Origin of the sequence: Geodermatophilus sp. CPCC 205506 (assembly GCF_051383635.1) — a bacterium.
Classification (GTDB): Bacteria; Actinomycetota; Actinomycetes; order Mycobacteriales; family Geodermatophilaceae; genus Geodermatophilus.
Genome location: NZ_JALPKP010000021.1, coordinates 51,669 through 72,855, shown reverse-complemented (window position 1 = coordinate 72,855; position 21,187 = coordinate 51,669). Strand labels below are relative to the sequence as shown.

The 21,187-nt window shown below is 73.6% G+C and carries 20 protein-coding genes; 8 read left to right on the top strand and 12 right to left on the bottom strand.

What is annotated here, in order from left to right; all coding sequences use genetic code 11:
- Positions 1 to 12 precede the first annotated feature (12 nt).
- Entirely contained in the window at positions 13 to 1,038 is a 1,026-nt protein-coding gene (locus MY520_RS13845) for a hypothetical protein (RefSeq protein WP_436692678.1), read from the top strand.
- Here the strand turns inward: MY520_RS13845 and MY520_RS13840 are convergent.
- Together MY520_RS13840 and MY520_RS13835 are read right to left on the bottom strand one after the other, a co-directional pair.
- The gene (locus tag MY520_RS13840; protein WP_436692677.1) at positions 1,013 to 1,861 is read right to left on the bottom strand and encodes a GNAT family N-acetyltransferase; all 849 of its coding nucleotides are present in this window, start codon (positions 1,859 to 1,861) and stop codon (positions 1,013 to 1,015) included. The two genes, MY520_RS13845 and MY520_RS13840, sit on opposite strands and share 26 nt — an antisense overlap.
- A gap of 122 nt (positions 1,862 to 1,983) precedes the next feature.
- Complete coding sequence (locus tag MY520_RS13835) at positions 1,984 to 2,307, bottom strand: WhiB family transcriptional regulator (protein WP_436692676.1); 324 nt, start codon at positions 2,305 to 2,307, stop codon at positions 1,984 to 1,986.
- A gap of 232 nt (positions 2,308 to 2,539) precedes the next feature.
- On the opposite strand from MY520_RS13835, the gene cofD reads away from it, so the two are divergent.
- From cofD to rfbA, 3 genes are read left to right on the top strand one after another with little or no spacing between them, the layout of a single operon-like run.
- Positions 2,540 to 3,499, top strand: coding sequence for a 2-phospho-L-lactate transferase (gene cofD, locus MY520_RS13830; RefSeq protein ID WP_436692675.1), 960 nt, complete (start codon positions 2,540 to 2,542; stop codon positions 3,497 to 3,499).
- The gene (locus tag MY520_RS13825; RefSeq protein WP_436692674.1) at positions 3,492 to 4,547 is read left to right on the top strand and encodes a coenzyme F420-0:L-glutamate ligase; all 1,056 of its coding nucleotides are present in this window, start codon (positions 3,492 to 3,494) and stop codon (positions 4,545 to 4,547) included. The genes cofD and MY520_RS13825 overlap by 8 nt, the downstream gene beginning before the upstream one ends.
- Positions 4,548 to 4,576: 29 nt before the next feature.
- Entirely contained in the window at positions 4,577 to 5,449 is an 873-nt protein-coding gene (rfbA, locus tag MY520_RS13820) for a glucose-1-phosphate thymidylyltransferase RfbA (RefSeq protein ID WP_436692673.1), read from the top strand.
- Between the two features lie 9 nt (positions 5,450 to 5,458).
- On the opposite strand, the gene MY520_RS13815 is transcribed toward rfbA, so the two are convergent.
- The 3 genes from MY520_RS13815 to MY520_RS13805 all read right to left on the bottom strand — a co-directional run bounded on the left by MY520_RS13815 (position 5,459) and on the right by MY520_RS13805 (position 8,341).
- The gene (locus tag MY520_RS13815) at positions 5,459 to 6,145 is read right to left on the bottom strand and encodes a DNA-3-methyladenine glycosylase family protein (protein WP_436692672.1); all 687 of its coding nucleotides are present in this window, start codon (positions 6,143 to 6,145) and stop codon (positions 5,459 to 5,461) included.
- A 301-nt stretch (positions 6,146 to 6,446) separates the two neighbouring features.
- A complete protein-coding gene (locus tag MY520_RS13810; RefSeq protein ID WP_436692671.1) occupies positions 6,447 to 7,217 on the bottom strand; it encodes an SDR family NAD(P)-dependent oxidoreductase in 771 nt (256 codons plus the stop codon).
- 23 nt (positions 7,218 to 7,240) lie between these two features.
- Positions 7,241 to 8,341: a mannose-1-phosphate guanylyltransferase gene (locus tag MY520_RS13805; protein ID WP_436692670.1), complete on the bottom strand. Its 1,101-nt coding sequence runs from the start codon at positions 8,339 to 8,341 to the stop codon at positions 7,241 to 7,243.
- A 220-nt stretch (positions 8,342 to 8,561) separates the two neighbouring features.
- Between MY520_RS13805 and MY520_RS13800 the strand changes: the two genes are divergently transcribed.
- Positions 8,562 to 10,631, top strand: a complete 2,070-nt coding sequence (locus MY520_RS13800) for a glycosyltransferase (protein ID WP_436692669.1) — start codon at positions 8,562 to 8,564, stop codon at positions 10,629 to 10,631.
- On the opposite strand, the gene MY520_RS13795 is transcribed toward MY520_RS13800, so the two are convergent.
- Positions 10,515 to 11,564, bottom strand: coding sequence for a glycosyltransferase family 2 protein (locus MY520_RS13795; RefSeq protein ID WP_436692668.1), 1,050 nt, complete (start codon positions 11,562 to 11,564; stop codon positions 10,515 to 10,517). The two genes, MY520_RS13800 and MY520_RS13795, sit on opposite strands and share 117 nt — an antisense overlap.
- Positions 11,565 to 11,738: 174 nt before the next feature.
- Here MY520_RS13795 and glf point away from each other — a divergent pair, with 174 nt between their 5' ends.
- The 3 genes from glf to MY520_RS13780 are packed head-to-tail and all read left to right on the top strand — an operon-like array spanning position 11,739 to position 15,507.
- A complete protein-coding gene (gene glf / locus MY520_RS13790; RefSeq protein WP_436692667.1) occupies positions 11,739 to 12,926 on the top strand; it encodes a UDP-galactopyranose mutase in 1,188 nt (395 codons plus the stop codon).
- A gap of 56 nt (positions 12,927 to 12,982) precedes the next feature.
- Positions 12,983 to 14,605, top strand: a complete 1,623-nt coding sequence (locus tag MY520_RS13785; RefSeq protein ID WP_436692666.1) for a glycosyltransferase — start codon at positions 12,983 to 12,985, stop codon at positions 14,603 to 14,605.
- Positions 14,602 to 15,507, top strand: a complete 906-nt coding sequence (locus MY520_RS13780; RefSeq protein ID WP_436692665.1) for a glycosyltransferase family 2 protein — start codon at positions 14,602 to 14,604, stop codon at positions 15,505 to 15,507. Before MY520_RS13785 ends, MY520_RS13780 begins: the two co-directional genes overlap by 4 nt.
- A 70-nt stretch (positions 15,508 to 15,577) precedes the next feature.
- Here the strand turns inward: MY520_RS13780 and MY520_RS13775 are convergent, their stop codons facing one another.
- From MY520_RS13775 to rfbB, 6 genes are all read right to left on the bottom strand, one after another.
- Positions 15,578 to 16,486 carry a class I SAM-dependent methyltransferase gene (locus MY520_RS13775; RefSeq protein ID WP_436692664.1) on the bottom strand — a complete coding sequence of 303 codons (909 nt, stop codon included), beginning with the start codon at positions 16,484 to 16,486 and terminating at the stop codon, positions 15,578 to 15,580.
- The gene (gene glfT1 / locus MY520_RS13770) at positions 16,483 to 17,400 is read right to left on the bottom strand and encodes a galactofuranosyltransferase GlfT1 (RefSeq protein WP_436692663.1); all 918 of its coding nucleotides are present in this window, start codon (positions 17,398 to 17,400) and stop codon (positions 16,483 to 16,485) included. The genes MY520_RS13775 and glfT1 overlap by 4 nt, the downstream gene beginning before the upstream one ends.
- Complete coding sequence (gene wzt / locus MY520_RS13765) at positions 17,397 to 18,167, bottom strand: galactan export ABC transporter ATP-binding subunit Wzt/RfbE (RefSeq protein WP_436692662.1); 771 nt, start codon at positions 18,165 to 18,167, stop codon at positions 17,397 to 17,399. Before wzt ends, glfT1 begins: the two co-directional genes overlap by 4 nt.
- 36 nt (positions 18,168 to 18,203) lie before the next feature.
- Positions 18,204 to 19,037: a galactan export ABC transporter permease subunit Wzm/RfbD gene (gene wzm, locus MY520_RS13760; protein ID WP_436692661.1), complete on the bottom strand. Its 834-nt coding sequence runs from the start codon at positions 19,035 to 19,037 to the stop codon at positions 18,204 to 18,206.
- Between the two features lie 143 nt (positions 19,038 to 19,180).
- Entirely contained in the window at positions 19,181 to 20,086 is a 906-nt protein-coding gene (gene rfbD / locus MY520_RS13755) for a dTDP-4-dehydrorhamnose reductase (RefSeq protein WP_436692660.1), read from the bottom strand.
- A complete protein-coding gene (gene rfbB, locus MY520_RS13750; protein ID WP_436692659.1) occupies positions 20,083 to 21,078 on the bottom strand; it encodes a dTDP-glucose 4,6-dehydratase in 996 nt (331 codons plus the stop codon). The genes rfbD and rfbB overlap by 4 nt, the downstream gene beginning before the upstream one ends.
- Between the last annotated feature and the right edge of the window lie 109 nt (positions 21,079 to 21,187).

Below are 21,187 nucleotides of genomic sequence, written 5' to 3'. Positions count from 1 at the left end.
TGCTTCCCGGCGATGGACTCCTCCGCGCCGGCCGCCGTGCCCTGGATCGTGCTGGGCCTGGCGCTGCTGGCGCTGGCCGGCCTGGCCGGGGTGTGGCTGGCACACGGCCGGGGCCGCTCCGAGGCCGCCGACGAGCTCCCCCCGCCGGCGCCGCGGCCACCGGCTCCCCGGTGGACGGACGACGACCTGCCCGGCTTCCTCGACGCACCGCCGGGCACCCGGGCCCCCTCCCCGCCCCCGCCGGTCGAGCCCGCGCCTGCCGAGGAGGCGCCGGTCCCCGGGACCCCGGACCCGGGCGCCGGCCGGGTCGTGGCGGCGATGGCCGCCACGGCGCTGCTGCTCGTCGGCGCGCTGGCCGTGGTCGCGGCCGGCGGGGACGACGCGGACGGCACGGACGCCGACGCCCCGGGGACGAGCGCCCCGGCGTCCTCCCCCGCCGGTCCTCCCGGCGCCGCGGTGCCGACGACCCCGCCACCACCGGAGCTGCCCGGCGTCCCGGCCGACCCCCTGCCCGGCGAGGGCGGCGCCGGGGTGCTGGCCAGCTGGTCGGTGCCCCTGGATCCGGACGGCGCCTCCGCGCGCCTCGCCTTCGGCGGGATCGTCGTCGAGCGACACGCCGTCGGAGTCACCGTCGCCTATCCGTCCGTGAGCGTCAGCACGACCGGCGACGGGTCGTCGGCGCTGGCGCACGTCCGGCTGCCGACGTGGAACTGCATGACCGACCAGGCTCCCGCCGACCCCGAGGACGCCGGGTGCGCCCGCTCGACCACCGAGCACGCCGACCTCCCCGCACCGGCCCTCGCCGTGACGCGGGACGGCGAGGAGCTGCGGCTCACCGGCCGCTTCCCCACCTACGTCCGGCCGATCGGCACCGCACCGACCTACACCGGCCGGGTCTACGAGCTGACGGTGACCGCCGCGCCCGCCGCACGGGTCCGCGAGGGGCGGGCGACCGCCGAGGGGACGCTGTTCCTGGGCACCGACCGGGTCGGGACCCTCGACGACGACGCACTCAACGCGATCCGGTACGCCGGCTGAGCCGCTCCCCCGGCCCCCCGCGCAGCGTCAGCGTCACCACCGGGGCACCCATCTCACGGCCCAGTCCACCGGCGTCGGACCAGCCCCACCAGGGGTGCCGGCCGGCGTCGTCGGCGAGCGTGAGCAGCCCCGCCCGCAGCCGGTCGCCGTCGGCCACCACGGCCAGCTCCAGCTGACCGATCGCCGCGTGCAGCCGGGCCGCGGCCCGGAGGAAGGCCCGCCCCCGCGGGTCCGGTTCCCGGGCCAGCAGCCCGGGCAGCCACCGTTCGAGATCACGGGCCGCCGTGCTGCGGACCACCTCGCCGGCCGCGTCGAGCACGTCGACCAGGCGGGCGCTGCGGGCGTTGGCGAAGGCGGCCTCGGGCCGCAGCCGGCCCAGCGCGCGCAGCGTGGGGTCCCCCATGGGCAGGCCGGTGAGCCGCAGCGTCCACGGCCGCCGCAGCGAGTCGAGCAGCTCCAGGACGCCGGCCGCCAGGCGGGCGGCGGCCGCGTCGTCGCGCACCGGCAGCCGGGCCGGCGGGGTACCCGGCGGGACCGGCAGGCCGTCGCCGAGCAGGGCGACCGTCACCCGGGGGCCCGCGCCGCGCAGGGCGAGGGCGGCCAGCCCGGCCGGCCCGGTGACGCCCCGGTCGACGACGACCGCGACCGGGCGGGGGCGCGGCCACCGGCCGGCGGCGTCGACGTTGAGCGCGGCGGTCAGCCAGGGCGGCCGGGCCGGGACCGGGGCGCGGACCGCGGCGAGCAGCGGGCCCGCGGCGCGCAGCTCCCGGACCACCTCGGCGCGGCCGGCCACCACCCGCACCCCGTCGTCCCCGGTCGACATGTCCCGAATGCCACCACAGCCCCCGACGGGGATCCGTCGGGGGCTGTGGTGGAGCCCGGAGCCGGTGTCACGGAAGGACTCGTGACCGGGCCTGTCGAGCGTCGCGCGGGAGGACGGGTCCCTCAGACCGCGCGGCGGCGCAGCCGGCGGCGCTCACGCTCGGAGAGCCCGCCCCAGATGCCGAAGCGCTCGTCGTTGGCCAGCGCGTACTCCAGGCACTCGGCCTTGACCTCGCAGCCCGTGCAGATCTTCTTGGCCTCGCGGGTGGAGCCGCCCTTCTCGGGGAAGAACGCCTCGGGGTCGGTCTCGGCGCACAGCGCCCGCTCCTGCCACGACTGCGCGTCGGCCTCCAGACCGGCGGTCCACAGGCCACTGAAGACGGGGCCCCGCTCCGTGCTCCGCTCGGCGCCACCCACGTAGTCGCTCAAGAACGAGACCTCTCCCATGACGATGCGTCCCCTCTCGCTGTCGTCCCGATGTGCGTTCCACGGGACGTTCCCGGGCCGCTCGGCACTCGCTGACACCGCGGGAATTACACGCGTGTCGTTGCCGAGGCGTCAACTTCGCTCGGTGTAAGCGGCTCGCCACACCAGCCCCATCCGTCACACCCTGTTCGTCAGATCTCGTGGCACCCCTCGACACGCCCGGCGAACAGTCGACAACTGCCCATCGGGCACGATGAGTTTCGTGCAGATCGTCGTGCTCGCCGGAGGGGTCGGCGGAGCCCGTTTCCTGGCCGGGGTCCGGGCCGCGGTGCCCTCCGCCCGGATCACCGCCGTCGTCAACACCGGCGACGACGTCACGATGCACGGCCTGCGGATCTGCCCGGACCTCGACACCGTCATGTACACCCTCGGCGGCGGCATCGACCCCGAGCGCGGCTGGGGGCGGACCGGCGAGACCTGGACGGTCAAGGAGGAGCTGGCCGCCTACGGAGCCGAGCCGACCTGGTTCGGCCTGGGCGACCGCGACCTCGCCACCCACCTGGTGCGCACCCGGATGCTCGACGCGGGCTACCCGCTGTCCCAGGTGACCGCGGCCCTCGCCGACCGTTGGCAGCCGGGGGTCGAGCTGCTGCCGATGAGCGACCAGCGGGTAGAGACCCACGTCGTGGTGACCGACCCGGACACCGGCCGGCAGCAGGCCATCCACTTCCAGGAGTGGTGGGTGCGGCACCGGGCCGCGCTGGAGGCCTCGGCGTTCGTCCAGGTCGGCGTGGACGACGCCCGCCCCGCGCCGGGCGTGGCCGAGGCCCTCGCCGCGGCCGACGCGGTGCTGCTGGCCCCGTCCAACCCGGTCGTGTCGATCGGCACGGTGCTCGGCGTCCCCGGCCTGCGCGCGGCGCTGCTGGCCACGCCGGGCCGGGTGGTCGGGATCTCCCCCATCGTCTCCGGGGCGGTCGTGCGCGGGATGGCCGACCGCTGCCTGCCGGTGGTCGGGGTCGAGGTCAGCGCCGAGGGGGTGGCCCGCCACTACGGGGCCCGCTCGGCCGGCGGGCTGCTCGACGCCTGGCTGGTGCACACCGGGGACGCGGCCGACGTGCCCGGCGTCGACGTCCGCGCGGTGCCGCTGCTCATGACCGACCCCGAGACGACGGCCGCCATGGCCCGGGCCGCGCTGGACGCCGCAGGTGCCTGAGCTGCCCGAGGGGATCTCGGTCCACCCGGTGCCCGGGTTGCCGGAGTTCGCGCCGGGGGACGATCTGGCCGCCGCGGTCGCCGCGGCCGCGCCGTGGCTGGCCGACGGCGACGTCGTCGTCGTCACCTCCAAGGTGGTGTCGAAGGTGGAGGGGCGCCTGGTGCGGGTCGAGCCGGGCGCCGACCGCGAGGCCGCCCGCCAGCGCGCCATCGACGCCGAGACGGTGCGGGTGGTGGCGCGGCGGGGACCGCTGAAGATCGTCGAGACGCGGCAGGGCTGGGTGGTCGCCGCGGCCGGCATCGACGCCTCCAACGTGCCCGGGGACGCCCTCGTGCTGCTGCCGGAGGACGCCGACGCCTCGGCCCGGACGCTGCGGGCACGGCTGCGGGACCTGCTCGGCGTGCAGGTCGCGGTCGTCGTCAGTGACACCTTCGGCCGCACCTGGCGGGAGGGGCTCACCGACGTCGCGGTCGGCTCGGCCGGCATCGCCGCGCTCACCGACCACCGCGGGGACGTCGACGCGCACGGCAACCGGCTGGAGACCACCCAGGTGGCCGTCGTCGACGAACTGGCCGCGGCCGCGGACCTGGTCAAGGGCAAGCTGGGCGGGATCCCGGTGGCGGTCGTCCGGGGGCTGCGGTTCGACCCGCCGGCCGAGGACACCGGCACCCGGCCGCTGGTCCGGCTGGGCCCCGGCGACCTCTTCCCCTACGGCAGCCGCGACCTGGTCGGCTCGCGGGCGCCGGCCGCCGACCTGGTGCCGCGCCCGGGCGAGCTCGACGCCGTCGCCGACGCGTTCCTCGTGGCGGCCACCGCGCTGCCGGAGTTCCCGGTGGTCGTGCGGTACGGCGGCGAGGACGACGGGGTGGTCGACGTCCACCTGCCGGAGCGGGCCACCACGACGGCCGCGCTCAACCTCGGCGCCGTGATCGGCGCGGTCGTCGTCCAGCTGCACGCCGAGGGCTGGACGACGCGCTGGGAGCCGGTCGGCACGCCCGGCGGTTCCTCCCTCGTCGGGAGGTTGTGGCTCGGCTCGCCGTCGTCCTGACCGCCGCCGCCTCGGTAGCGTCGCCGATCATGCGCGGGATCATCCTGGCCGGGGGCACCGGCAGCCGCCTCTTCCCGATCACCCAGGCGGTCAGCAAGCAGCTGATGCCCGTCTACGACAAGCCGATGGTCTACTACCCGCTCTCCACGCTGATGATGGCCGGGGTGCGCGAGGTGCTGGTCATCACCACCCCGGGCGACCAGGAGGCCTTCCGCTCGCTGCTCGGCGACGGCACCCGGCTGGGCATGCGGATCGAGTACGCCGTCCAGCCCCGTCCCGAGGGGCTCGCGCAGGCCTTCCTCATCGCCGCCGACTTCATCGGGGACGCCTCGGTGGCCCTCGTGCTCGGCGACAACATCTTCTACGGCGCCGGCCTGGGCACCGCGCTGGCCCGGCAGCCGGACCCCGACGGCGGGCACGTGTTCGCCTACCACGTGGCCAACCCGCAGGACTACGGCGTCGTCGAGTTCGACGCCGATCGCCGGGTGCTCTCGATCGAGGAGAAGCCCGCGCACCCCAAGAGCCCGTACGCGGTGCCGGGGCTCTACTTCTACGAGTCCGGCGTGGTCGACGTCGCGCGCGGCATCACGCCCAGCGCCCGGGGCGAGCTGGAGATCACCGCGGTCAACGAGCACTACCTGCGGCAGGGCCGGCTGCGGGTGACGGTGCTCGACCGCGGCACGGCCTGGCTGGACACCGGGACGTTCACCTCGCTGCGGCAGGCCACCGAGTTCGTCTCCGTCGTCGAGGAGCGGCAGGGCCTCAAGATCGGCTGCATCGAGGAGGTCGCCTGGCGGCAGGGCTGGCTGGACGACGACGGGCTGCGCCGGGCCGCCGAGCCCCTGGGCAAGAGCGGATACGGCGACTACCTGCTCCGCCTGCTCGACGCCCCGCTGGCCTGAAGCGGGCCCCTAGATCCGGCGGTGGTTGGTCGGCGCGTTCCGCGGGCCGAACCGCGGCGCCCGCGCGACGCCCCCGGCCAGCAGCAGCCGCACCACCCGCTGCCGCTGCCCGCGCCAGGGCTCGAGCAGCGCCATCATCGTGTCGTCGTCGGTCCGCGCGGCGCCGGTCAGCGCGAAGCCCACCTGGTTCTTCAGGTGGTAGTCGCCGTAGCTGACGGTGTCCGGGCAACCGAACACCCGCTGCACCACCTCGGCCGCCGTCCAGACCCCGATGCCGGGCACCACCTGCAGGCGCCGGCGCAGCTCGGCGCAGGTCCGGTCGTCGGCCGGTTCCAGCCGTGACGCGACGCCGGCGACCGCCCGGAGGGCGCGGCGGCGCGCGCCGTCGAGGCCGCAGCGGTGCCACTCCCAGTCGGTCACGTCCAGCACCCGCCGCGGCGAGGGGATCACCCGCATGCCCTCCGGCGCCGGCCCCGGCGCCGGGTCTCCGGCCAGCCGCAGCAGTGCCCGCCACACGCGGTGCGCCTCGATCACGGTGACCTTCTGCTCGAGGACGGCGGGTACGAGCGCGTCCCAGGTGCGGCCCGTGCGGCCCAGGCGCAGCCACGGCGTGGTGCGGTGCAGCCGGGCGAGCAGCGGGTGGTCGCCCGGCTCGAACTCCTCCGGCCGGTCGTCGGCGCCCAGCCAGCCGGGCACCCGGGCCCCGGCCCACTCGGCGCCCGGCCCCCACGCGGTGATCCGGACCTCCCCGGCCCGGACCGCGAGGTGCGCGGTCGCGGGCCCCTCGGGCGTGCTGACCGCGCGCCAGGTGCCGTCGTCGGTGTGCCGCAGGGTGGGGTCGCCGCTGCTGCGCTGGTGCGGGAAGAGGGCCCGGCGGACGTCCAGCGGCCAGTGCGGCCGCCAGACGTCGGTGAACGCCGGGGCGTCGAGGAGGGTGGTGCTCAGGAGGTGCTCCCCGGGGAAGAGGACCCGGCCACCCGGGGGCGGCGGGGCGGGGTCAGCGAGGGGCCATCCGGAGCGCGCCGTCCATCCGGATGACCTCGCCGTTCAGGTAGCCGTGCTCGACGATGTCCAGGGCCAGCTCGGCGAAGTCCGCCGGGCGCCCGAGGCGCTTGGGGAAGGGTATGCCCGCCGACAGGCTCTGGCGGGCCTCCTCGGGCAGGGTGCCCAGCAGCGGCGTGTCCACCAGGCCGGGTGCGATGGTGCACACGCGCACGCCCACGCCGGAGAGGTCGCGGGCCGCCGGCAGGGTCATCCCGACGATGCCGCCCTTGGACGCCGAGTAGGCGATCTGCCCGATCTGGCCGTCGTAGGCGGCGATCGAGGCGGTGTTCACCACGACGCCGCGCTCGCCGTCCTCGCCGGGCTCGGTGGCGGCCATCGCGGCGGCGGCCAGCCGGAGGACGTTGAAGGTGCCGACCAGGTTGACCATCACGGTGCGGACGAACGGGTCGAACTCGTGCGGCACGTTGCCCTTGCCCACGGTGCGCTGGGCCCAGCCGATCCCGGCGCAGTTGACCGCGATCCGCAGCGGCCGGTCCTTGCCGGTGGCTTCGGCGACCGCCGCCTCCACCGACGCCGGGTCGGTGACGTCGGTGCGGACGAAGGTGGTGTGCCCGCCCAGCTCGGCGGCGAGCTGCGCGCCCTTCTCCTCCTGCAGGTCGAGGATGGTCACGGCCGCGCCCCGCGCGGTCAGGGCGCGCACCGTGGCCTCGCCCAGCCCGGAGGCCCCACCGGAGACGACAGCGGCGACGTCGAAGTCCTTCATGACCCGCAGGCTAGCGACGCGGCTCAGCTGAACCGCGGCCCGTGCTGCTCCTCCACCGCGCCGAGCAGCTGCTTGACCCGCTCGGCCTCGCCGACCGGGCAGACCATCGTCACGTCCCGGGTGTGCACGACGACGCTGTCGCGCACACCGACGAGGGCGACGAGGTGCTCGGGGTCGTCGCTGAAGACGATGTTGCCCGCGCTGTCGAGCGTCACCGCCAGGCCGCGCACGGCGTTCTCCCCCACCGTCTCCAGGGTGGCTGCGAGCGCCGGCCACGAGCCGACGTCCAGCCAGTCGACGTCCAGGTCGGCCACGAGCACCCGGCCCGGCTCGCCGGCCGCCGGCTCGAGGACGGCGTAGTCGACGCTGATCTTCGGCAGCGTCGGGAAGACCTCGGCCAGGACGGCGTCGCGCTGCGGGCCGGCCGGGGCGGCGACGATCCGCGCCAGCCCCTCGGCCGACGCCGGGAGGTGGTCGGCCAGCGCGTCGAGGACGGTCCGGGCCCGCCAGACGAACATGCCCGAGTTCCACAGGTACTCACCCGAGGCGAGGTACTGCTCGGCGGTGGCGCGGTCGGGCTTCTCCCGGAAGGACGCCGCCTCCGCCACGCCGGGCACCTCGGTGGCCGCGCCGCGCTGGACGTAGCCGAACCCGGTCGCCGGGGCCGTGGGCCGGATGCCCAGCGTGACCAGCGACCGGGGGCGGGCCGCGAGGGCGTCGTAGGCCGTGGTCAGCGCGACGGCGAACCGCTCGACCGGGCGGATGACGTGGTCGGCGCTCACGACGGCGAGCTCGGCGTCGGGGTCGACGTCGGCCACCAGCGCGGCGGCCAGGCCGACGGCGTTGGCGGTGTCCCGCGCGACCGGTTCGAGCACCAGCCGGTCGGCGCGCAACCGCGGCAGGGCCGAGCGCACCTGGTCGCCGTAGCGGGCCGCGGTGCACACCCAGATCTGCTCCGGGGGCAGCACCGCCTCCAGCCGGGCGAAGGCCTCGGCCAGGAGGCTGTGGGCCGCCCCGCCCGCACCGTCGCTGACGACGTCGAGCAGCTGCTTGGGCCGACCGCCGCGGGACAGCGGCCACAGCCGCGTTCCCGAGCCGCCGGCCATGATCACCGCGTGCCGCACAGAGCCACCCCTCTCCGGGCGCCGGCCGCCCGTCGATCCCATCCTGCTCTGCCGGTGAGGCCGGGTTGAACGCCCCAGCGGGTGAACCTGATTGCGCTCCGCCAGCGCGCTCGGGCACGGTGTGACGACGCGCGTCACGAGGGCAGGGGCACGAGGGCCCACCCCAGGGGAGGCGGGGTGGGAGAGGGCGATGAGGAAGAAGGCTGCCTACGTTCGGCGCATGGCAAACGACTCGGCCTCCCCGCCTGCGACCGGGGCGACGGCCACCGCAACCGACGCCGCCGGGTCCGTGGACGTGTCGAACCCCGAGACCGCGCGAGAGGCGAGCCTCGACGAGCAGTCCCCGGGCCGCAGCGTCACCGTGCTGCAGCGCGTGCTGATGCCGCGGCCCAGCGACCCGGTCAAGGTCCGCTCGCTGTACCTGGACGAGCGGGCCGGGGAACGTGTGGACGACCTCGACCGCAGTGCGGCCGTCGTCCCCGCGGGCCACGAGGTCTCGTTCGCCACCTACTTCAACGCCTTCCCGGCCGGCTACTGGCGCCGGTGGACGACGTTGTCGACCGTCGTCCTCGAACTCCTCGTGACCGGACGCGGGCGCATCGACGTCTACCGCTCCAAGGCCGACGGCAGCATCGTCCACGTCACCGGCCTGACCACCGGCGGGGATGAGCGGACGCTCTCGTTCGACCTGGACCTCACCCCCTTCGAGGACGGCGGCTGGTACTGGTTCGACGTCACCGCGGGCAAGGACCCGGTGACCGTCCACCGGGCCGCGTGGACCACGCCCGAGTCACCCCGCAACGAGGTCCGTCCCGCGGTCGGGGTGTGCACCTACAACCGCCCCGAGGACTGCCTCGCGGCGCTGGCCACCCTGGCCGCCGACCCGTTCGTCCTGGGCCAGGTGGAGCGGGTCTTCGTGGCCGACCAGGGGGATCGAAAGGTGCGGCGGGCTCCGCGTCACGCCGAGGTGGACTCCGCCCTCGGCGGACGCCTGCAGATCTTCGAGCAGCCCAACCTCGGCGGGAGCGGCGGCTTCGCCCGCGTGATGTCCGAGACGCTCGCCTCGACCGGGCTCACGCACGTGCTGCTGCTCGACGACGACGTCCAGCTGGAGCCGGACAGCATCGCGCGGGCCTGCGCTTTCGCGCGCTACACCAAGTGGCCGACGCTGGTGGGCGGCCAGATGCTGGCCCTGCAGGATCGGTCGGTGCTGCACGCGGTCGGCGAGGTCGTCGACCGGGACAAGTTCTTCTGGCGCGCGGCTCCGCACACCACCTACGGGCACGACTTCAGCCAGGAGAGCCTGCGCGAGTCCCCGGACCTGCACCGGCGCATCGACGTCGACTACACGGGGTGGTGGATGTGCCTCATCCCCCGCGAGGCGCTCGATCAGGTCGGGTTGGCCCTGCCGCTGTTCATCAAGTGGGACGACGCCGAGTACGGACTCCGGGCCGGTGAGAACGGGATCCCCACGGTCACCCTGCCGGGCATGGCCGTGTGGCACCTGTCGTGGTCGGACAAGGACGACACCAGCGGGTGGCAGGCGTACTTCCACGTCCGCAACCGGCTCATCGCGGCGGCGCTGCACTCCCCCCACGAGCGCGGCGGCACCCTGCTGCGGGACACGTTCAAATTCGACCTGAAGTTCCTGATCATGATGCAGTACGGCAACACGGCGCTGCACCACCGCGCCTACGAGGACTTCCTCGCGGGTCCGAGCCGGCTGTTCCAGAACCTGCCGACGGCGCTCCCGAGCGTGCTGCGCCAGCTGAAGGACTTCCCCGACGGGACGGTGCTGTCCTCCTCCGCCGACGTCGCGCCCGCGCAGCTCGGGGCACTGCGCGCCGAGCCGCTGCTCACGCCACCGGTGCGGCGGCCGGCGATCGCGATCACCTTGGTCAAGGGCCTGGTCCACAACATGCGGCAGCCCGATCCCGAGGCCCGCGAGCGACCGCAGATGAACGTCAGCGCCCAGGACGCCCAGTGGTTCCTCCTGTCGCGCCTGGACAGCGCCACGGTCGCCACGGCCGACGGTCGCGGGGTGACGATGCGCTACCGCGACCGGCGGCTCTTCCTCCGTCTGCTGTGGCGCTCGGTCCGGCTGCACCGCCGCCTCCACCGGTCGTTCCCGGCGTTGCAGCGGGAGTACCGGGCGGCCCTGCAGGACCTCACGTCACCCCGGGCCTGGTCGGCGATGTGGAACGTCGTGGCCGAGGTGGACGACGGGACCGGAGGCACCCGTCCGCGTTCCGCGGCCGCCCGCCACTTCCGTTCCGCCGCCAGGCGCTGACCTCCGTCGGGCCTGGGCGCGGCGGGCGCCCCGGCCCAGGCCCTCGGCCCGGCGCTGGAAGCGCGCGCCCGCGGCCACCCGGCCGCTGACGTAGGACACGAGCATCCGGGCAGCGAGCCCGCCGCGGAGGGCCAGCCGCAGCGGCGTGTGCCGGCGGAGCGGGTACCGGCCGGACAGGTAGCGCAGCGCGCTGGTGTGATGCACCCGCTGCATGCGGTGCGGCTCGCGGCGGGTGGCGTGGCCCCCCTCGTGGGTGACCACCGCCGTCGGCGCGTAGACGTGCAACCAGCCCCGCCGGCTCAGCCGCTCGGCGAGGTCGACGTCCTCGAAGTACATGAAGTAGCCGGGGTCGAAGCCGCCGACCGACCAGAACGCGGCGACGTCGACCAGCAGGCAGGAGCCCGACAGCCAACCGGCCGGGCGCTCCCGCGGGGCCTCCCGCTCCCGCCGGTACCGGGCCGTCCACGGGTTGCCGGGCCACACCCAGCCGAGCAGGGCGTGCCCGGCGCCGGTGGACAACCGGGGCAGGTCGCGGGCCGACGGGTAGAGCTCGCCCTCGGGGGTGCGGATCGCCGGGCCGACGGTGGCCGCGCGCGGCCACCGGGCAGCGACGGCCAGCAGCTCGTCGATCGACCCGGGGTCGAACCGCACGTCGGGGTTGGCGACGACGGCGTACCCCTCGGTGACCCCGGCCAGCCCGGCGTTGACCGCGGCGCCGTAGCCGATGTTGCCGCCGGTGCGCAGCAGCCGGACGTGCGGGTGCTGGGCCGCCGCCCGCTCCGGAGCGCCGTCGGTGGACCCGTTGTCGGCCAGGACGACCTCGACCGGCCGCACCGTCGCGTGCGCCAGCGAGTCGACGAAGCCGACGAGGGCATCGCCGGGCGAGTACGTCACCGCGACGACGCGCAGCGGGCCTGGGGATGGGTCGCTCACGCCGGACGACCCTACGAGGTGGACGGCGCGCAGCGCCGCCCGCGGGCCTCCGGCGGGGTCGGCGAGGAGTCCCTTGTGACGCTTGGGACGAGGGGGACGGTTTCGTCCCACCGTGAGTCCGATTCCCCCGGATGAGCCGGGTCGGTCTCTCCCCCGCCGGTACAGTCGCAAGGCGTGACTTCAGCCAGTCCTGACCTCGTCGTCGTCGGCTCCGGCTTCTTCGGCCTCACGGTCGCCGAGCGCGTGGCCAGCCAGCTGGACAAGCGGGTGCTCGTGCTCGACCGCCGCGACCACATCGGTGGCAACGCCTACTCCGCACCCGAGCCCGAGACCGGGATCGAGGTGCACGTGTACGGCGCGCACCTGTTCCACACCTCGAACGAGCGCGTCTGGGAGTACGTGAACCAGTTCACCGAGTTCACGAACTACCAGCACCGGGTCTTCAGCATCTACCAGGGCCAGACCTACTCGCTGCCGATGAACCTGGCCACGATCTGCCAGTACTTCGGCAAGAGCTTCTCCCCCGAGGAGGCCCGCGCCCTCGTTGCCGAGCAGGCCGCCGAGTTCGACACCTCCGAGGCCAAGAACCTCGAGGAGAAGGCGATCTCGCTGATCGGCCGCCCGCTCTACGAGGCGTTCATCCGCGGGTACACGAAGAAGCAGTGGCAGACCGATCCGACCGAGCTGCCCGCCGCGGTCATCGCCCGGCTCCCGGTCCGCTACACCTTCGACAACCGGTACTTCAACGACACCTACGAGGGTCTGCCGAAGGACGGCTACACCGCCTGGCTGCAGAAGATGGCCGACCACCCCAACATCGAGGTGCGGCTGTCCACGGACTACTTCGACGTCCGCGACGAGCTGCCGGCCGACGTGCCGACCGTGTTCACCGGTCCGATCGACAAGTACTTCGACTACGACGCCGGCGAGCTCGGCTGGCGGACGCTGGACTTCGAGACCGAGGTCCTGCCGATCGGCGACTTCCAGGGGACCTCGGTCATGAACTACGCCGACGAGGACGTGCCCTTCACCCGGATCCACGAGTTCCGGCACTTCCACCCCGAGCGCGCCTACCCCGCCGACAAGACCGTCGTCGTCCGCGAGTACTCCCGCTCCGCCGAGTCCGGCGACGAGCCGTACTACCCGATCAACACCCCCGAGGACCGCGCCAAGCTGGAGCGCTACCGCGAGCTGGCCACGAAGGAGGCCGCGGAGAAGCGGGTGCTCTTCGGCGGTCGGCTGGGTACGTACAAGTACCTCGACATGCACATGGCCATCGGCTCGGCCCTCAGCATGTTCGACAACCGCATCCGCCCCTTCTTCGACCAGGGTGGCTCGCTCGACGGCCGCCTGGAGGACTGAATGCCCACGACGACCGCTCTCGCCCCTGGCGGACGCTCCGTCCCGGAGGACCACCGGTGACCGACCCGCACGACCAGACCGGCGCTCACCGGGTGTTCGAGATCCTCCACGAGCCGGACTGGTTCACGGGACTCTCCCTCCGAGAGGCCCGACTCCTGGACGGGGCGCTGGCATTCCACTGCCTGGCCCGGCCGGGCGAGCGGATCCGGGCCACTGTCCTCCGGACGGAGGGACCCCACTTCCCCTCGTTGACCGACCAGCGCACGTCCACGATCGAGTGGGGCGACGACCGGACCGTCGTCGGGACCATCGAGGCGCAGGCCAGCGGTCAGCCCGTGTCGACGACCGGCGTCGTCGACGTGGTGCTCGACCTCGGCGGGCCGCCCGAGACGCTCATGAGGATCGAGCACCCCCCTGGCCGCCTGTACGCCGCCCGGGACGCGGTCCGCCGGCGCGCCCCGGTGGCCTTCGACGCCGTTCGCCAGCTGCGCACCGACCGCCTGGAGAACCGACGGCTCTCCCGGCCCATCCCGCGCGTGGGCAGGCTGCACAACACGAACGTCGGTTCCTCGCGCGGGTCCACCAAGGCGGTGCTCTTCGGCCTGCACTGGCTGGAGCTGGGCGGTGCGGAGAGGTGGGCCGCCGAGACCATCGGGATGGCCCGGCAGGCCGGCCTGCTGCCGGTCGTGCTCAGCGACCGCCCGTCGGGCCACCCCGACATCGTGCGCTCGGTCTTCGACGACGCGCTGGTCATCCCGCTCACCCACCCGATGCAGGGCACCCAGGAGTCCGGGCTGCTGAGCCAGCTGTTCGGGCGCTTCGACATCCGTGGCGTGCACATCCACCACTGCACCTGGCTCTACCAGCGGCTGCCCTGGATCCGGGCCCAGTACCCCGGCACCGAGTTGATCGACTCGCTGCACGTCCTGGAGTGGCGCACCGGCGGCTTCGTGGACATCGCCCTGCGGATGTCCAACGTGATGGACGCCCACCACGTCATCTCCCCGCAACTGCGGGACTACCTGGTCGACCGGCAGGGTCTGCCCCGCGAGAAGATCAGCCTGGCGACCCTCGCCGACCTCACCGTCGACCCCTCGGCTGGGCGGGCAGCACCCGCGCCCAGCCGAAAGCCCGGCGATCCCATGACCGTCGCCTTTGTCGGCCGGTTCACCCAGCAGAAGCGCCCCTACCTGTTCCTGCGCCTGGCCGCCCGGCTCCGGGACCGTCTCGGGGACCGCGTGCGGTTCGTCATGCACGGGGACGGCGAGCTCGCCGCCGACGTCGGGTCCGATCGAGCTCGTTTCGGGCTGGCCGGGACGCTCGAGCTGCGTGGAGCCGACCGGGCGGTCTCCGACACGCTGGACGAGGCCGACGTCCTCGTCATCAGCTCGGACAACGAGGGCGTGACGCTGACCTCCTTCGAGGCCGACGCGCACGACGTCCTCGTGGTGAGCAGCGACGTCGGCTCCCAGGCCTCCGTCGTGCACCCCGAGCTGCTCCTCCCCCGCGCGACCGTGCCCTTCCTGCGTGCCGCCGAGCGCACGCTGGTCTCCATCTGCGAGGACGACGCCTTCACGACCCGATTGCTGGCCGAGCAGCGGGCCCGGGTCGACGCGTTCGCAGCTCTTCCCCGCGCCCGGGACTGGACCCGGGAGCTCTATGAAAGGTGGGCCTCTTGACCACGACGAACGTGGCCGCGGTCATCGTGACCTACAACCGCGCCGACAAGCTGGGCAAGGTGATCGAGCAGGTCCTCGCCCAGGACCGCCCGGCCGAGCAGGTCATCATCGTGGACAACGCCTCCACGGACTCCACGGCGGAGGTGCTCGCCGCCTACGAGGACCGGCCCACCGTGCGCATCGAGCGGCTGACCACCAACACCGGTGGCGCAGGCGGGTTCGCCCACGGCATGTCGGTGGCCTACGAGCGCGGCGCCGACTTCGTCTGGATCATGGACGACGACTGCTACGCCGACACCGACGCGCTGCGCGTGCTCCTCGACGGCCACGCCTCCGCCGAGGCGAACATGGGCATGCGCCTGCCGTTCGCCTGCTCCGTCGTCCGGTGGACCAACGGCGACATCTGCGAGATGAACAACCCCGAGCCCACGTGGGACTGGGGCAAGCTGCTGGTCCGGGGCGAGAACACCGTCCTGGTCAACTCCTGCTCGTTCGTCTCCGTCATGTTCCCGCGGTGGGCGATCACCCAGTTCGGCCTGCCGCTCGCGGAGTACTTCATCTGGTTCGACGACCAGGAGTACACCCGGCGGCTCACCGCCGCCGGCCCCGGCGTCCAGGTGCTCCGCAGCACGGTCACCCACGATCTCGGCGTGAACCGGGGCGTGAACTTCGGTGACGTCAGCGAGGGCAACATGTGGAAGTTCGAGTACGGCGTCCGCAACGAGGCGTCCTTCCGCTGGCACCACGAGGACCCGTTCGCGGCCCTTCGCTTCGCCCAGCGCCTGTACACCGGGCTCAAGGGCGGGAAGGTGCCGTGGCGGCTGCGCCGCCGACTGGCGCGCAAGTTCATCGAGGGCGTCCGCTTCGACCCGAAGCCGGCCTTCCCCCGCACCGTCCTCTGACGATCTCCGAGACGACGAGAGCCGCCGGCCCCTGGGGGGCCGGCGGCTCTCGTCGTCTCGGGGTATACCGTCAGCTGTCCCAGGGCGTGGTCAGCACCGTGGCCACCAGCTGCTCGTGGTCGAGGCTGTAGGCCTCCCAGCGGTAGGTGACGCCGGTCTGCTCGACGAACTCCATCCAGGCCTTGTGCTCGTGGCCCTGCCAGCCCGGGTAGTTGAAGTACTCGTCGAACACGACGACCGACCCCGGCCGCAGCCGGCGGCCCAGCGCGTCGAGCACGGTGCGCGTCGAGGAGTACAGGTCGGCGTCCAGGTGGAGGAAGGCCACCGGCCCGTCGTTCTCCTCGACGAAGCTCGGCAGGGTGTCCTCGAAGAGACCGACCACGAGCTCGGCGCCGGGCACCTCGGGCAGGGACTCCTGCTTGAACGTCCCGGCCGGGAAGTCGCTGCGCCACGTCTCCGGCAGGCCGCTGAAGACGTCGAAGCCGACGACCTTCCGGCCGGTGCACCGTTCGGCGATGATCCGCAGGGTCGTGCCCTGGCCGACCCCGAACTCGAGGGCCATGCCCGGGGTCTCCCCCACCAGGTCCAGGCCGTGCCGCAGCGTGTCGTGGGGGGCCGGGTACCGCGGCAGTTCGGGCATCTCGTCGAGGATGAAGCGCGTCGTCTCCTGCAACGCCAGGACGTCACCGGCGAAGCCGATGTCGCGGCGGTGGCGGTGCTCGAAGCCGGCGACCGCGGCCTGCAGCCGCAGCACTTCCGCCTTCAGCTCCTCCAGCTGCCGCGTGACCTCCTCGGCCCGCTTCTCCGCGTCCCGACGACCGGCTTCGGCCGCGTCGAGCACCGACTGGACGAGCGCCCGGGTCTCCTCCGGCCGCGACTCGCCGACCGCGTCCCGGGCGGCCTCGCGGACGGCGTTGATCAGCTTGCCGCGCACGGCGACCTTGGCCCGCTCGATCATGGGTCCCCTCTCGTGGGTCATCTGCGGTCCCCGGGCATCGCGAAACGCTCGCGCCGGCCGTCCCGGGTGAGTGCCAGCCAGTCCCGCAGCCCCCGGAGGTCCCGCCGGCTGAGGAAGAACCAGCCGAAGCGGACGAGCTCCAAAGGGAACAGCCAGCGCATGCCGGGCTGTGCCATGAGGTACCCGCGGTTGCGGTAGGTGAAGTAGCGCTTGGCCTCGTCGCTGGGGTACTGGGCGGACAGGCGCCCGCCGAGGATGGGGAGGAACTCGTCGCCCCCCTGCGGGTGCACGTAGGTCGCCCGCAGGGTGGTGCCGAACCGCAGGCCGGACCGGCGCAGCCGCCGGTGGATCTCCGTCTCGTCACCACGGATGAACAGCCGCAGATCGGGGACGCCGACCGCGCGGAACGCCTCTGCGCGGAAGAGTGCCCCGTTGAACAGCGACGCGTACGAGGGCAGGAACTCGTCGGTCCCGAAGTCGTCGACGGAGCCCCTCCAGCGCAGGCCACGACGGAGCGGGAAGGCCAGCCGCCGGGGATCGGCCTCGTCGACGACGGCCGGTGAGATCTCGGCGAGGCCCCGGCGCAGGGCCTCCTCCACGAGCGTGGCCAGCACGTCGGGGCCACCCGGACGGCCGTCGTCGTCGGCGCACCACACCCAGTCCGCGCCGAGCGACAACGCGGTCAGCAGGCCCAGCGCGAACCCGCCGGCGCCGCCCAGGTTGGTCTCCGACGGCACGTAGACCGTTCGGAGGGGGCAGTCGCGGACGACCGCCTCGGTGGCGTGGTCGGCCCCGTTGTCGACCACGACGATCGCACCGACGGCGCGGGTCTGTCCGACGACGGCCTGCAGACTCTGCCGCAGCAGCTCGGTCCGGTGCCGCGTGACGATGACGGCGACGACCAGGTCGCCGCCGGTGGGGCGCGCGGCGGTCACGCCGCGCCGTGCCCCTCGTCCACCCACGCGTCGGGACCCTTGTAGGCGAGCAGGATCTCCTTCAGCGAGCCCTGCTGCTTCACCCGGCCGTGCTCCATCCAGATCGCACTGGTGCACAGCTGCCGCAGGAACTCATCGGAGTGGGAGGCGAAGACGAGGAGGCCGGCACGGTCGACCAGGTCGCTGAGCCGGTCGCGTGCCTTCTCCAGGAAGGCGGCGTCCACCGCGCCGATGCCCTCGTCCAGCAGCAGGATCTCCGGGTCGATGCTCGTCACGACGCCCAGGGCCAGGCGCACGCGCATGCCGGTCGAGTACGTGCGCAACGGCATGGAGAGGAAGTCCCCGAGTTCGGTGAACTCGGCGATGTCGTCGACCCGCTCCTCCATCTGCTTGCGGGTCATGCCGAGGAAGAGGCCCCGGATGAGGATGTTCTCGTAGCCGGAGATCTCCGGGTCCATGCCCACACCGAGGTCGAACACCGGCGCCACCTTGCCCTGCACCTCGGCGGACCCGCGGGTCGGCTCGTAGATGCCGGCCAGCAGCCGCAGCAGGGTGGACTTGCCGGCGCCGTTGTGCCCGACCAGGCCCACGCGGGCGCCGTGGTCGAGATCCACCGTGATGTCGCGCAGGGCCTGGATGATCGGCACCTTGGTGTCGCTGGAGATGTTGCCGCCGACGAGGCCGAGCACGGTCTTCTTCAGGGACCTGCTCTTGGCGTCGAAGATGGGGAAGTCGACCGACGCATCCCGCGTCGTGATGCTGACCACGAACCGTGCCTTTCTGTCGGCTGCTCGGGCGGGGCGTCAGACCCAGTAGGCCACGCGTGCCCGGTAGCGGCGCATGACGACGAGGGCCAGGGTCCAGCCGACGACGGTGATCACCAGGACGACCACCCAGTGTCGCACCTGCTGGTCGGCCCCGAGCAAGGGCGCCCGGATGATCTCGATGAAGTGGAGGAAGGGGTTGAACTCGGCCAACCGCGCCCGCTCGGCGACGGCGGGGTTCGGGCTGTTGAGGAAGTCGTCGTAGATCCACACGATCGGCGTGAGGAAGAACATCAGCTGGACGATGCTCTGCGTGATCGGCGTCAGGTCGCGGAACCGCGTGCTGACGATGCCCGCCAGCAGGGCCACCCACGCGCCGTTGACCACGAGCAGCACGAACGCCGGGATCGCGGCGAGGGCGGTCCACTTCAGCGGCTGCGGGAAGATCACGAGCATGACGGCGTAGACGATCAGGTTGTGCAGGAAGAACAGCACCTGCCGCCACACCAGCCGGTAGACGTGCACGCTGATCGGCGAGGGCAGGTGCTTGATCAGGCCCTCGTTGGCGATGAACACCTCCGAGCCCTCGTTGATGCACCCGGCGATGAAGCCCCAGACGATGAAGCCCACGAGGATGTACGGGAGCTGCTCCTCCAGCGGGTTGTTGAACAGCCCCGCGTAGAGGATGCCCAGGGCGACCGCGGTGACCGCCATGCTGAGGGTGATCCAGATCGGGCCGAGCAGGGAGCGGCGGTAGCGCTGCCGGATGTCCTGCCAGCCCAGGTGGCCCCAGAGCTCGCGGTGACGCCATCCGATCTGGAGATCCGAGAGGGTCTTCGCCATGGACGTGGGGGTGGTACGGGCCGAACGCACGCGGGGGACGGTACCCGCCGCCGGTCTCGCGGCGGCGCAGGAGCGGGGCACGCGGGACGGGTCCGTCTCACGTGTGACCAACCAGTCCCACGGGCCCGGTCCGCCCCACGAGCAGCACCCCCGGAGGGGCTCCAGAGGGCCGATCAGCCGGCCGGACCGGACCGCAGGGCCGGGTCGGCCAGCGCCGCCCGCAGCGCCGTCCGCCACGGCTGTGGGGCGGGCAGCCCGGCGGCGAGCCAGGCACTGCCGTCGAGGACGGAGTACGCCGGGCGGGGCGCCGGGCGCGGGAAGGCCGCCGTCGTGGTCGGGCTGACCAGGCCGGGGTCGGCGCCCAGCTCCTCGTAGACGGCGCGGGCCAGCCCGAACCAGCTGACCGCGCCGGCGTCGGTGCGGTGGAGGACCGGCGGCACCGCGTCCGGGCGGGCGCCGAGGTCGACCAGCCCGGCCGCCAGCCCGGCCGACCAGGTGGGTGAGCCGACCTGGTCGTCGACGACCGACACCGGCGCGCCGGCGGCGGCGCGCCCGGCCATCGTGCGGACGAAGTTGGCGCCGTGCGCGCCGTAGACCCACGAGGTGCGGACGACGACGGCGTCCCCGCCGGCCGCCGCGACCGCCCGCTCCCCCGCGACCTTGGTGCGCCCGTACGCCGACCGCGGCGCGGTGGGCGCGTCCACGGGGTAGGGCTCGCGCGCGGTGCCGTCGAAGACGTAGTCGGTGGAGACGTGCACCAGCCGCCCGGCGCCCGCCAGCTCCTCGGCCAGCCAGCCCGGCGCCCGGCCGTTGACCAGCAGCGCCGTCTCCTCGTCGGTCTCGGCGGCGTCGACGGCGGTGTGGGCGGCCGCGTTGAGGACGACCGGCCGCAGCCCCCGGCCGCGGGCGCCGGCCAGCCAGTCGCGCAGCACGGCACGCACCCCCGCCTCGTCGGTCAGGTCGACGTCGGCGCGGCCGAGCGCGGTGACGGCATCCCCCGGGCGCCCGGCCAGGACCGCGAGCAGGTCCCCGCCGAGCTGCCCGCGGGCGCCGGTGACCAGCCAGGCGGTGCCGGTCATGCCCGGGCGGTGGCGGCCGCCGCCTTCAGCGGCTCCCACCAGGCCCGGTTGTCCCGGTACCACTGCACGGTGAGCGCGAGGCCCTCCTCGAAGGTCATCCGCGGCGCGTAGCCCAGGGCCGCGGTCTTCGAGTAGTCGACGGAGTAGCGCAGGTCGTGGCCGCCGCCGCGGGGGTCGACGATGTGCTCCACGTAGCTCCAGTCGCGGCCGGTGGCCTCGAGCAGCTTCTCGGTGAGCTCCCGGTTGGACAGCTCCCGGCCGCCACCGATGTTGTAGAACTCGCCCGGCCGGCCCTTCTCGAGCACCAGCTGGATCCCGCGGCAGTGGTCGTCGACGTACAGCCAGTCGCGGACGTTGGTGCCCTGGCCGTACAGCGGCACCCGCTCCCCGTCGAGCAGGTTGGTGACGAACAGCGGGATGACCTTCTCCGGGAAGTGGTACGGCCCGTAGTTGTTGCTGCACCGGGTGATCGAGATGTCGAGGCCGTACGTCCGCGCATACGCGCGGGCGACGAGGTCGCCGCCGGCCTTGGCCGCCGAGTAGGGCGAGTTCGGCTCGAGGAGGTGGTCCTCGGTCCAGGACCCCTCGTCGATCGAGCCGTACACCTCGTCGGTGGAGACGTGCACGACCCGGCGGACGCCGTGCCGCAGCGCGGCCTCGAAGACCTGCTGGGCGCCGAGCACGTTGGTGAGCACGAACTCCGACGCGCCGGAGATGGAGCGGTCGACGTGCGACTCGGCGGCGAAGTTGACCACCACGTCGTGTCCCGGGAGCGCGGCGTCGAGGTCGGCGGCGCTGCAGATGTCACCCCGGACGAAGCGGTACCGGGAGCTGTCGGCCACCGGGGCCAGGTTCGCGAGGTTGCCGGCGTAGGTGAGCTTGTCGAAGACGGTCACCTCCGCGTCCTCGTAGCCCGGGTAGCCACCGCCGAGCAGGGTCCGGACGTAGTGGGACCCGATGAAGCCCGCTCCACCGGTGACAAAGACGCGCATGGCCCCGATCCTGCCGTGACCGGGTGTCCAGGTCATCCTCACGAGGTGTGACGTCTGCGCACGGTGGGAAGAGGGGCGACGGTCGTTCCCGGTGAGACGGGACGGTCCC

Excerpts from the sequence above, each read along its gene's own strand:
- MY520_RS13800 (WP_436692669.1), top strand. The coding sequence starts at position 8,562 with ATGGCAAACGACTCGGCCTCCCCGCCTGCGACCGGGGCGACGGCCACC.
- MY520_RS13835 (WP_436692676.1), bottom strand. The coding sequence starts at position 2,307 with ATGGGAGAGGTCTCGTTCTTGAGCGACTACGTGGGTGGCGCCGAGCGG.
- MY520_RS13775 (WP_436692664.1), bottom strand. The coding sequence starts at position 16,486 with ATGACCCACGAGAGGGGACCCATGATCGAGCGGGCCAAGGTCGCCGTG.
- rfbB (WP_436692659.1), bottom strand. The coding sequence starts at position 21,078 with ATGCGCGTCTTTGTCACCGGTGGAGCGGGCTTCATCGGGTCCCACTAC.
- MY520_RS13810 (WP_436692671.1), bottom strand. The coding sequence starts at position 7,217 with ATGAAGGACTTCGACGTCGCCGCTGTCGTCTCCGGTGGGGCCTCCGGG.
- MY520_RS13840 (WP_436692677.1), bottom strand. The coding sequence starts at position 1,861 with ATGTCGACCGGGGACGACGGGGTGCGGGTGGTGGCCGGCCGCGCCGAG.
- MY520_RS13845 (WP_436692678.1), top strand. The coding sequence starts at position 13 with ATGGACTCCTCCGCGCCGGCCGCCGTGCCCTGGATCGTGCTGGGCCTG.
- cofD (WP_436692675.1), top strand. The coding sequence starts at position 2,540 with ATGAGTTTCGTGCAGATCGTCGTGCTCGCCGGAGGGGTCGGCGGAGCC.
- rfbD (WP_436692660.1), bottom strand. The coding sequence starts at position 20,086 with ATGACCGGCACCGCCTGGCTGGTCACCGGCGCCCGCGGGCAGCTCGGC.
- rfbA (WP_436692673.1), top strand. The coding sequence starts at position 4,577 with ATGCGCGGGATCATCCTGGCCGGGGGCACCGGCAGCCGCCTCTTCCCG.